This window comes from Epibacterium ulvae (genome assembly GCF_018678075.1).
GTDB lineage: Bacteria > Pseudomonadota > Alphaproteobacteria > Rhodobacterales > Rhodobacteraceae > Epibacterium > Epibacterium ulvae_A.
Genome location: NZ_JAHHIR010000020.1, coordinates 1 through 10,628, shown reverse-complemented (window position 1 = coordinate 10,628; position 10,628 = coordinate 1). Strand labels below are relative to the sequence as shown.

At 55.2% G+C, this 10,628-nt stretch carries 8 protein-coding genes and 2 pseudogenes; 3 read left to right on the top strand and 7 right to left on the bottom strand.

Translation table 11 applies throughout. From position 1 onward, the window contains the following. The 5 genes from KMP13_RS04515 to KMP13_RS04495 form a co-directional block, all read right to left on the bottom strand. The coding region (locus tag KMP13_RS04515; protein ID WP_215264369.1) for an IS110 family transposase at positions 1-421 on the bottom strand (421 nt) is incomplete at its 3' end. Positions 422-513: 92 nt separating this feature from the next. Further along, the gene (locus KMP13_RS04510) at positions 514-1,056 is read right to left on the bottom strand and encodes a hypothetical protein (RefSeq protein WP_215264368.1); all 543 of its coding nucleotides are present in this window, start codon (positions 1,054-1,056) and stop codon (positions 514-516) included. A 117-nt stretch (positions 1,057-1,173) separates the two neighbouring features. Beyond that, the gene (locus tag KMP13_RS04505; protein ID WP_215264367.1) at positions 1,174-1,557 is read right to left on the bottom strand and encodes a response regulator; all 384 of its coding nucleotides are present in this window, start codon (positions 1,555-1,557) and stop codon (positions 1,174-1,176) included. Between the two features lie 209 nt (positions 1,558-1,766). Beyond that, the gene (locus tag KMP13_RS04500; RefSeq protein ID WP_251363678.1) at positions 1,767-2,990 is read right to left on the bottom strand and encodes a sensor histidine kinase; all 1,224 of its coding nucleotides are present in this window, start codon (positions 2,988-2,990) and stop codon (positions 1,767-1,769) included. Between the two features lie 103 nt (positions 2,991-3,093). Further along, positions 3,094-6,381 (bottom strand): CheR family methyltransferase, encoded by a 3,288-nt coding sequence (locus KMP13_RS04495; protein WP_215264366.1) that lies wholly within the window; start codon positions 6,379-6,381, stop codon positions 3,094-3,096. A gap of 466 nt (positions 6,382-6,847) precedes the next feature. Between KMP13_RS04495 and KMP13_RS04490 the strand changes: the two genes are divergently transcribed. Next, positions 6,848-7,342, top strand: coding sequence for a GNAT family N-acetyltransferase (locus KMP13_RS04490; RefSeq protein WP_215264365.1), 495 nt, complete (start codon positions 6,848-6,850; stop codon positions 7,340-7,342). A 24-nt stretch (positions 7,343-7,366) separates the two neighbouring features. Here the strand turns inward: KMP13_RS04490 and KMP13_RS04485 are convergent, their stop codons facing one another. Beyond that, a complete protein-coding gene (locus KMP13_RS04485) occupies positions 7,367-8,479 on the bottom strand; it encodes an OmpA family protein (RefSeq protein ID WP_215264364.1) in 1,113 nt (370 codons plus the stop codon). 160 nt (positions 8,480-8,639) lie between these two features. Between KMP13_RS04485 and KMP13_RS04480 the strand changes: the two genes are divergently transcribed. Then, positions 8,640-9,950: a caspase family protein gene (locus KMP13_RS04480; protein ID WP_215264363.1), complete on the top strand. Its 1,311-nt coding sequence runs from the start codon at positions 8,640-8,642 to the stop codon at positions 9,948-9,950. Positions 9,951-10,388: 438 nt separating this feature from the next. On the opposite strand, the pseudogene KMP13_RS20395 reads toward KMP13_RS04480, so the two are convergent. Continuing rightward, positions 10,389-10,523 (bottom strand): annotated as a pseudogene (locus KMP13_RS20395) (IS110 family transposase); the annotation flags it as partial. On the opposite strand from KMP13_RS20395, the pseudogene KMP13_RS04475 reads away from it, so the two are divergent. Next, positions 10,501-10,605: pseudogene (locus KMP13_RS04475) on the top strand (IS5/IS1182 family transposase); the annotation flags it as partial. The pseudogenes KMP13_RS20395 and KMP13_RS04475 overlap by 23 nt on opposite strands. Positions 10,606-10,628 lie beyond the last annotated feature (23 nt).

Below are 10,628 nucleotides of genomic sequence, written 5' to 3'. Positions count from 1 at the left end.
CCCGGCCCTGATTGATAAGTCGCGGCCTTTCGGTCACCAGCCGCTCGCGGGCCCGATGCAGAGCCTGAAGATCAAGCTGCTCTTCCGATTTGATCGCGACGAATGACATTGTCGGGCGCGTCGCGGCCTCGGCGATCGCCTCCGCATCACGGTCATCACTTTTGTGAACCTTGACGTAGGGCCGGACATAAAGCGGCGACATCAGTCGAGGCTCATGACCGTGTTGAAGGCAACAACGACCAATGTGATGCGCGCCGCCGCAAGCCTCCATCGCAACAATGCAGGGATCCAAACCTTCCAGAAAGTCCAGCAACCGGTGCCGTTGAAGGCGCTTGCGGTACACGACCGCGCCTGTTGCGTCCAATCCCGCAAGGCTGCAAACGGTCTTGCCCAGATCAATGCCCAATACTTCGACATCCATCAGAATGCTCCTATCTCTCCACCGATGCCCGCAACAATAGCTGCGGTTTGGCAGGAAGGCAGTTCATACCATTGGCGCAGGCTGCGTTCGAGCTAAGCTGATCTTGCGGACAGATCTGCATCCGCATCGCGGCAGCTTTCGCACATGGTGTAAGTGGCTTGCAGCATCAGGTCGCGGTTCAATGAAAAAGGGTCCTGCCATTCGCCATCAAGATAGACAGAGTTGCAAATGCTGCATCGTGGGGTGGTGTTTGACAGGCGTGTCGGCGTCGAAATGGCCACCGTTGTGTCCATTGCTTCTTCTGAGATGAGCTTATGGGTGAAGCAAATCGTTTCTGGAGCTTCCAACACACAGGTCAGTTTAAACAAACGTCGTGCGTATGGTGCATCGCATCGATAGTCGCGCTCTACTGTCTTTCCAGAGACGAACACGCCGGTGACAAGTGCTTCAAACCACATCCAAATCACGTCGCCGGTGATATGGTTGCGCAGATTGTCGCCAATCACATATTTGGACACACATTCATCTGAGCCGTTGGAAATCGCGAAGTCATCCCAGGCTCCACCAACGTCAACGATTTGGTAATTTCGATCAATGCGGTAATAAGTTTCCATATCATCACTAAATTGCGTCAACGGGAGTCAATATCCATTCAGACTACGGTGCCAGGCGCATCGTGTCACGGATAGACTTGCGCAATTTCAACTCTTAATTGCAATTTATTCTGCAGCGGGCACTGTATTCGCGGCAATTCACGCGTTCGCGCGCATGGTTCTGTCGGATGTTACGTGATCCACCAGGCTCAGTAAATCGACAAGGTTGACCGGTTTTCTCAAGACCCAACGGGCGTTCTTACTCATCTGGAAAAGCTCGCCGCTCGGAAAGAGGCCGCTGCCAGTGATATAAAGGACCGGGATCTCGGGAAATGCTACGCTGGCGTAGTCGGCGACACCCGTTGACATTAATCCACCGATTTTAAGATCCAAGACGAGGACTTCGACATCACCTGCTCTTAAAAGATCCATGGCACTGTCGCAGTCTGCGGCTGTCGTCACGTTGTACCCGGCATCTTTTAAAGCCATAGCAAAGGTGAAACGAAGACCGGTGTCGTCTTCCAAGAGTAAAATATTCTTCATACTCGTCACCTCTGCCCAAGTAAAAACTAGTCAACTTAGGTAGAGTGGCAGGAAACAACACATATTCCTAGGGGTTATATAGTGTTATCTTAACTTGTTATGAAGGTTTAACTCGACGTAAATTCCAGACGTGTATTTGCGCCGCCGGGATATGGGTTTTTAGCCAATTTATTGGGCAAGCTCATCGTTTGTATTGTATTGAGGCGATTTTATTTAACACCAAAGGTGACAGTGAAGACTGCGCCGTTGCCTGGTTTTGAGTCGGCGGTGAAAATCCAGTTATGACGGCGGCAAATTTCCGCGCAGGTGGACAGACCGATTCCCGTGCCTTCGACGTCATGATTGGCGCGATGAAAGGGCAAGAAGATTCGTGTAGATTCGGCGGGGTCAAACCCGACGCCGTTGTCCTTAATCGATAGGGACCAATATTGCTTGCCGCTGCCCTGGATCTCAATATCCACTTCCAAGGCACGGGTCGGCGCCCGAAATTTGATGGCGTTGGATAGGATATTGGTCAAAACCAAACGCAGTAGGGCAGGATCCGCATGAATCTGGAATTTGGGGTCGCCGGTGATCCGAATTGTTCCGTCGCACGCATCCAGTTCAGAGCGTATGTCGGCGCAAGCTTCATCCAGCGCGGTAGAAACTTCAACTTCCTGAAATTGTATCTGGGCAGACGTGGACACGGAGTGGTCCAACAATTCGGCTGTCAAACTCTCCATCTGATGGGCGGCGCGCATCATGACCTTCAAGAATTCCTGCGCGGTCTCAGGCAGGTTCTCGTTGTAGCGTTCGCCAAAAAACTGCAGTGATCCCAAAAGCGTGTTGATCGGCGTGCGCAGGTCATGCGAGGCCGCGTGGGCAAAAGCCTCCATCGACAGCAGGATTTCATGGAGCCGGTGGTTGTCGTCTTTGAGATTGTGAACCTCTTTGAGCAGCTCACCGCGGCGTAGGTTCATCTTGGTCAGCGCTTCGGCAGTGGGTTTCAGCTGGTCCTGGGTCAGCAGGATCAAACGTTCGCCGCGTGTTGCGGACCGCAAGAGAGAGACGCGAAACGGTGCTTTTTCCGACGGTTTTCCCGGAGCCCGTGGCAACATCGGCAAAGAGGCATGTCCCGCGGCGGCGCCTTTACGCAACAGCAGCAGTACCTCGGCATTTTCTAAAGTGGTGAGTTCACAAAAGGATGCACCGCGTAGGTTTTCACTGTCTTGAATGTTTGGCGGACAAAAGCTGCGTTCGGCGCGGCGATTGCAGACCAGGATGGTGCCCTGCCAATCCAGAATAAAGGACGCATAGGGGGAGACCAGAAATGCCGTGCCTAAAACCGTTTCATCCACATCGGCACCCTCCGGCAATTGCGCCAGCGCAGTTTCGGTGTCGGTGTTTCGCGTGCGGTAGCGTAGATTGAGCTGTGTGTTTGGTAGGTTCGTCATAGGTGTCGTGATACTCGTAATCTACGCAAATGTTAGCGGGGAACGGCGATTCATTTGGAAATTGGGCCCATAGATAGCAATTTTTTGACAGGCCATCCATTATTTATTCCCTACGTTTTTCTATTTGTCGTAAGCTACCAAAAACATGAGTTATTTGACCGCTACTTGAACGTTCAATGTCGACAAATAACTCGATCGTTTTACTGTCACGTGTCTTTTTAGGTGCCGTTATCAAATTGGCAGTGAAACTTTTCCCTTCCATCAGGGTGGCTTGTAATTTCTTTTGAATTTTTTCACGATCTTGCAGGCGTAAACTGTCCAAGATTGCTTCGAACGAGGGCTCGTCAATATCTCTTGTTAAATCAAGAGTATTATACATCGAGTCATTCCAAAGCGTGGAGCTGGAATTCACATCAAACAAGAAGAAGCCAAGCCGTGCATGTGTTTGAATTTGCTCCATTCCATGCTGTAGGATTTCATTTTGCTCGAGTTTGAGTTTGTCCCAACATACACCCACGAGCTGTATTGAATCACCATGTGAGTCTTTGATCGACATGAGTTTCCCGCGCAGGGTGCGGCACAGGCCGTCGTGACCCAGATATTGCGCCTGAAACTCCGAGGTTGCGCCGTTTTCGACGACATCTTTCACCAGATGTTCCATTGAAGGACGATCGTTGGGGTGAATTTGGTCAAGGACTTGGTCCCAGGACAGGGGCTCCTCCACCGGGTCAGCGCCAAGGATCTGATACATTCGGTCGGAGAAAAAGCTGTCGCGCGTATCAAGGCTGTGCGTCCAATAGCCGACCTCGGTCACGGTGCTGACCATATCCAGGATGTTTGTCAGCGGTTCGTGGTCAAACCGGGTTACCGTTATCGATAGGCCAATGAGTTTTTGGTGAATGTCGAGGACGGGGGACAGGATCAGCGTGAAGAAACGGCTGTCCGAGAGGACTTGCACCCGGCGGGTTTCCTGTAGCCGCAGCACTGTATTGGCAATGGGCGCCAGGGCGGGGAACCCATCGGGCAAAGTGAACTGGCTGAAGTGAATGCCGGAGGGCGGTATTTCGGACAGGCCAAAAAGTTCCAACGCAGCGCGCGACATGCGCCGCACAATAAGGGCCTGATCGGCCAGCGCAACGGCATACGGTGAGGAGACTAGGGTCGCTTCCAGCTCGGATGCAAGCGCTTGGCGTTCGGCGGAGCTGATCTGCAGTTCTTCGTTAACCGTGAGCAGTTCTTCGTTGGTGGACTGCAGTTCCTCGTTAGAGGTTTCAAGCTCTTCGTTGGTGGCCTGAAACTCTTCGTTGGTGGATTGCAATTCTTCGTTCGCGGACTGTAGCTCTTCGTTTGCGGTCTGCAGCTCTTCGATTGTTTGTTGCAGCGCCTCTTGGGTTGAGCGAATTTCCAGCTCCATCCGTTCCACATAGGCGCGCTGGTTATGGTCGGAGATTTCTTCAACCCGGAACTCTTTATCCTCCTCAAACTTCACATTGATCGCCAGCAAACAGTGCACTTCGCCGCCGGTTTGGTGGTAGTATGGGAAGGCTTGCAGCTGGACGCGATTGCCCGCCGGTGAATCGATGGCGTGCCAGCGCCCTTCGCGTCGTTCCTCGTTGCGAATGGCAACTGCGATCAGGCTTGACGCTTCGGTCCGCAAGGGTTCCTTCAGGATTTTCACATTGAGCGATGTGGGCATTCCCGCGCGAATTTCGCTAAAGGCGCTGATGTCTCCGATCACTTCGACGATGTTGCCGTTTCGAGTGCACGCCAGACCATTTGGCGCAACGGACCGGGCGAGTGACAAATTCGCCTGCCCATCAAGCGCGACCACGTCTTCGGATTGCGAGCGGCTGCGCCTGTGCGGTCTGAGGTAGCTGGAATTGCCGACCGTGGGTGTCGCCGTGACTTCGCCCGCGACGCCGCGTCGTTTGCTGTAGACTTTGTCAGCGCCTTGTCGGGCCTCAAAATAGATGCCCATTTCACCAACAGTTTCTGATGTGCCAACGAACAAAAGGCCACCCGAAGCCATCGAATAATGAAGCCGGGTCAAAACACGTTCTTGCAGCGCAAGGTTAAAGTAAATCAACACGTTGCGAATGGTCACCAGATCCACGTTGATAAAGGGCGGATCCTGGAAAATATTGTGCCGCGAGAACAGGGTCACATTGCGCAGTTCCTGGCGGACGGTCAGTTCGGTCTCTTTTATGGTGAAATACTCCGACAGGTAATGGTCTGGAATATCCTGCGCAGCCGAGATCGGATACACGCCGCGCCGGGCGATTTCGATTGCGTTTTGATCGATGTCCGTCGCAAAGATTTGCACATTCCCTTTTGTCAGCTCTTTGACGCCGCCGAGAATTTCCGCGATCATAATGGCGATGGAATAGGCTTCTTCGCCGGTGGCGCATCCTGCAACCCATACGCGGATCTGGCCAGAGGGGCGGTCGTGAATCCGCCTGCGCATCTGTTCATGTAGCTTTTTGAATTGATCCGGATCGCGGAAAAACCGGGTCACCGAAATCAGCAGATCGCGGTGCAGAGCGTCGACTTCGTCTACGTTGGACCGGCAATAATCCACATAGCGGTCATATTGATCAATGCCCAAGGCCGCCAAACGCCGGGAAATGCGGCGGTTCAGCATGTTCTCTTTGTAATTCGCGAAATCAACATGGGTGCGTGCAAAGAGGATGCCGATCAGCTCACCCAGCTTGCTTGGCTGGTCTATTGAGGGGCGCAGCAGTTCCAGATCGCGTGGATGGGCGAGGATCTTTTCGAAGTGCTGGCCAATTTGTTCTGGGATCAGGGTCAGATCCGTGCAGCCTGTCTCAATCGCGGAGGCTGGCATGCCGTCATATTTCGCCGAGTTTGGCTCTTGCGCGATTGTGATCCCGCCTGCTTCGCGGATGGATTGCACGCCATAACTGCCGTCACTTCCGGTTCCGGACAGAACAATCGCAACGCCGTTCTCACCGCTGGCGTCTGCAATCGACTTGAACAGACGGTCGGCCGAAGGTTTCGGCGATGCTGCGTGGCCGCTGGGAGTGCAGAGCTTCAGCTTGCCTTCGAGGTAGACCACATCTGAATTCGGCGGCGTGATGTAGATTGTGCCGGGGACGGGGTCCATGATCCCCGACAGCTCGACAATCGGCAACGTGGTCTCGCGCGAGATCAGGGATGTCAGGACAGATTTATGCGTCGGAGACATATGCTGCGCGACCACGTAAATCGCATGCGCCTGCAAGGGCAGATTCTGAACCAACAGCGACAAAGCCTCAAGCCCGCCAGCAGAAGATGCAATGCCAACAACACGCAATGGACCCTTGTCGCCAGGGTTAACGACTTTATGGTCATTGCCGGTGTGTTGTTCGGTGTTCGCGGCCGAGCTGTCCATTGTCAGTTTATCGTCCCAGTCATTTGAAAGCGTCTCAAAGTCGTCCGTTCCGTGCAGTTCGTTTCGTGCCGTGTCTTCAAAGGTTTGCGCACGACAGGCCCTGTATTAGGTGTTATGCCGAAGCACCATATTGCTATCGCACTGTTGGAAACGTGATAGGTCATGTGGCTGCCGTGTGCTAATCAGTGGCTCGTTTTGGCCACTGTTCCAATGTTGTCGGTATTCTAGATCGTAAGTGTACAGTAAAACGGCGTGTCCACCGATTCTTTTTCTTACTAGGCACACTTTGTTAACGGTACAGAGGGTCGCGATCTAATACAACCTTTGCGATAAGTTGAGTGTGTTTGGCGTTATCCAAAGCGTCAGTTACTTTGGAGATGCGGCTGGGAGAAGACCCGTGCTGAACGTCACGATTTTCAGAGAGTTACCGATGACACTGGGGACTGGGATGTACAGGCTGGCGCTTATGAGCCAACAAAACGCCCCGATGATCACATTTGCACGCCTGCCTGAGGTCCCTTTGGACCAGATTACCGCGCATATGTCGGATCCGCGGGTGACACGGCATTTGCCGTTGATGCCGGATCATTGGGATGACGGGGCCAGTCGGGACCTTGTTGCCGCAAAAGAGGCCAGCTGGGCGCGGGAGGGTTTGGGCCATTGGGCGTTTTTGCAGGATGGCGCATATGTGGGCTGGGGCGGGTTCCAGAAAGAGGGCGCAGAGTGGGATTTTGGATTGGTGCTGACCGCGCGGGCGTTTGGGCTGGGCGGTGTGATCACTCGGCAGGCTCTGGAGTTTGCGCGCGGCGAGCCGAGGATTTCTGAGGTGACGTTTCTTCTGCCCCCCAGCCGTCACAGTCTGCGTGGGTTGGCGCGGATGGGTGCCACGCAAGTCGGTCGCGTCACCTATGACGGTGCGGAGTTTCTGAAATTCCACATAGATGTGACGCGGCCCGGTTGAAGGTGGCCCGCGTCAGAGATGTGATCAGTTCAAAACACGCAAGGTGATGCGCCGGTTCTGGGCGCGGTTTTCATCCGTGGTGTTGGGCAGCAGCGGAAACGCCTCACCATAGCCGATGGCGGCGATGCGATGTTCCGGGATGCCTTGTTCAAACAGATAGGAGGCCACCCGGTCGGCGCGACGTTGGCTGAGGCGCTTGTTTGATGCGGCACCGCCGGTGCTGTCGGTGTGACCCCCGATTTCCAGCAACGCAGCCGGGCATTGAAACAGGGAGACCGCCAACTGGTCGAGTGCCGAGATGCCAGCCGGGGTCAGACGTGCGCCGCCATCGGCAAAGGACACGCGGGTGGATTTGGCCATTTGCACCAATCCGCCCAGACAGCCCCCTGACGTCGCGCTGCTAAGATCGGGGCCGGGCAGGCCGGGGGTTTCTTGGGCGGTTGCGCTGGCGGGGGTTGCGACCGGTGGTTTGGGGCGCGTGGTTTGCGCTGCGGGTGCGCTGACTGCGAAGGGTTTTGCGACCGCCACTGTGGTGGCAGGACCGGCCTCACGTCGGAAATGCAGGTGAGTGGACACCATGCCAAGGGGGACGATCTGAGCCTCGGCGGCTTCTTCCAGCTTGCGCAGGCCAGTTAACAGATCAAACGAATCGGCGGGCACAAACAGGGGCCGGGTGGTGTGGATGGTCACGTCCCGATCGCTGAGCAGGGAGACGCGCACATGGGCGTCCACTTCGGCGGTAACCCCATGTAATGTCAGCAAAATCGGCAGCACCAGAGCCCGGCTCTGGCCCACGGCGAGACCGGCGATATCCTCATCGCGCACCTGTGCCACAATTTCGGCAAAAGGATGTGTGAAGGTTTCAAAAAACAGGAAGCGCATGCGCACGTTGCGGATGTCGATGCCTGTATCAACCGATTCCAGTTTGACCTTGAGGTGCACAAGCCCTGTGGGATCAATCTGGCCCTCGACGGTGTCAAAATGGCTGGTCTCCGCAACCGAGCCTTTTTTGACCGAGGTGAAATGCAAAGATGAGTCAGCGGGCTGCAGCGTCCAGCCTCCCTCAAACGGGGAGCGGGCCTGAGCGGGTGCAGACAGGAACAGAAGGCTGGTGAGTAGGAGAAGAAACCGTTTCATAAGGCTCACTTGTGAATACACATGTGCCCAAGTCGGGCAGTGCGGGAAGCCCCCGCAAAAGGAAAGATCTTAACCACGCAGAGGATTGCCGAGCGGCGCCTCAAATGCAACCTTGCTGGTAACTGGTGATGCGGTTCTTGTACCGCGAGTGAAAGAGTAAATGATTAATCAATTTTTGTCTCTTGTGGTGATTTGCCTCTTTTATGTGGCGCAAACGGTTTCTGCCGCGGCAGAAGCGCGTATTGCGCTGATCGTGGGCAACAGCACCTATGGGCAGGTTTCGCCGCTGGACAATCCGAGCCACGATGCGCAGTTGATGGCGACCACGCTTGAGCGCTTGGGGTTTGACGTGCGCCTGCTGGTCGATGCCAATCAGATTTCCATGAAACGCGCGATTGCCCAGTTCGGACGGGACCTGCGGATGGCGGGTGAGGATACGACGGGTCTGTTTTATTACGCGGGTCACGGGGTGCAGAGCTTTGGCAACAACTACCTGTTGCCGGTCGATGTGGCGCTGTTGGATGCGGCGGATCTGGATCTGGTCGCGGTTGAGGCGCAGTCGGTGCTGCGCCAGATGGCCTCGGCTCGCAATCGCACCAATATCGTGATCCTGGATGCCTGCCGGAACAACCCGTTTGAAACCGTGGCCGAGCTGGATCAAAACGGTCTGGCCGAGATGAAAGCGCCGACGGGTAGTTTTGTGGCCTATGCCACTGCGCCCGGTGAAGTGGCGTTTGACGGCGAAGGCAGCAACAGCCCGTTCACGGCTGCTTTGGTGCAGCAGATGGATGTGCCGGGGTTGCAGATCGAACAGGCGTTCAAGAATGTGCGCCGCGATGTTCTGGCCCAAAGCCAGGGGTTGCAGACGCCGTGGGATACCTCGTCCCTGGTGAGCGACTTTTCCTTTCGCACAGATGACATCACACCCGCGCCCCATGTTGATCTGGTCGCGTTGGTGCCCAATCTGGCAAATGTCCCGAGCGAGATTGCAACCCTGCATTCGGCAGAGATGGCGATGTATAAGGAAGCCGAAGCCAGTCAGAGTATCGAAGCCCTAGAGGCCTATTTGCGCACCTATCCGCAGGGCGCGCATTTGACGGCGGTGCAGGCGGCGATTGAGGCGTTACGCGCCGAAGCTGAGGTCCAGAACGCCTCGGCCGTGCCAATTGCCGCGTTCGCCACGGTCACATATGACACGCAGCTGGACGCAGGCCTGTCGGAAATCGCCGGGCGCAGCATGGCGGAGCTGATTACGGGCACGCCAAACTATGCCCCGTTCGAAGGTCTGCCCGAAGAAGTCTGGAAAGGGCAGAGCTGTAGCAATTGCCACGACTGGAACCGTGACCGTCTGTGTGAGCAGGGACAACGGTATCAAGTCACAGCCTCGGCGCGGTCGCTGCACAAACCACATCCCTTTGGCGGACAATTCAAAACCGTGTTGCGAGCCTGGGCAGACAATTCCTGTCGTTGATCGAGTGAGGGGTTGATGAAGCGGTCTTCGTTTGATTTCTGTCAAGAAAATCGATATTATTACTTGAAGTAAAAATTTGTCGTAACTATCGGCACTGTTGCACAAATGGCGTTGGGTTCAGGCCTTCGGTAACGGGAGCACTTCTGTCAAGAGATTCCACGCAAACAAACTGATCCGCCGGAGCGGTGCTTTTAGTTCGTCGCGTCCGCGCTGCTTTCTCTCACAGCCTTTGACTGAGGTCTTTTGGGTACATGCTTCGGTTCGTGGTCAGCGCGACGGCTGCCAACAGGATGCTGGTTCGATGTAATTCCGATGTGCCCATCTCATAGGCGTGCTTGACGGATGTCAGCGACGTCCTGACCACGGCATCATCGTAACCACGTCCCTGCGGGACCTCGAAAGCTTGCGATTAAGCAGGCAACGGTTCTGTGCTGGAGATCAGATCATTTTCGGCGCTGCATCTGTTTGGAACACGGAGCCATCGATCCAGTTTCGATGGAGAATGACAGCAATGCGGCGCGCGAGCCCGACCATCGCGATTTTGCGGCCACGCCGCTGCGCGAGCCTGGCTGCCGAGCACGGCGAACAGAAGACCGTCATGATCGACGCGACTTATCTCAAGGCCCACCGAACAGCGACCAGCATGGGCGTGAAGTAAGGAGGATTAGGCATTGGTCC

Excerpts from the sequence above, each read along its gene's own strand:
- KMP13_RS04505 (WP_215264367.1), bottom strand. The coding sequence starts at position 1,557 with ATGAAGAATATTTTACTCTTGGAAGACGACACCGGTCTTCGTTTCACC.
- KMP13_RS04490 (WP_215264365.1), top strand. The coding sequence starts at position 6,848 with ATGAGCCAACAAAACGCCCCGATGATCACATTTGCACGCCTGCCTGAG.
- KMP13_RS04480 (WP_215264363.1), top strand. The coding sequence starts at position 8,640 with ATGATTAATCAATTTTTGTCTCTTGTGGTGATTTGCCTCTTTTATGTG.
- KMP13_RS04495 (WP_215264366.1), bottom strand. The coding sequence starts at position 6,381 with ATGGACAGCTCGGCCGCGAACACCGAACAACACACCGGCAATGACCAT.
- KMP13_RS04500 (WP_251363678.1), bottom strand. The coding sequence starts at position 2,990 with ATGACGAACCTACCAAACACACAGCTCAATCTACGCTACCGCACGCGA.
- KMP13_RS04485 (WP_215264364.1), bottom strand. The coding sequence starts at position 8,479 with ATGAAACGGTTTCTTCTCCTACTCACCAGCCTTCTGTTCCTGTCTGCA.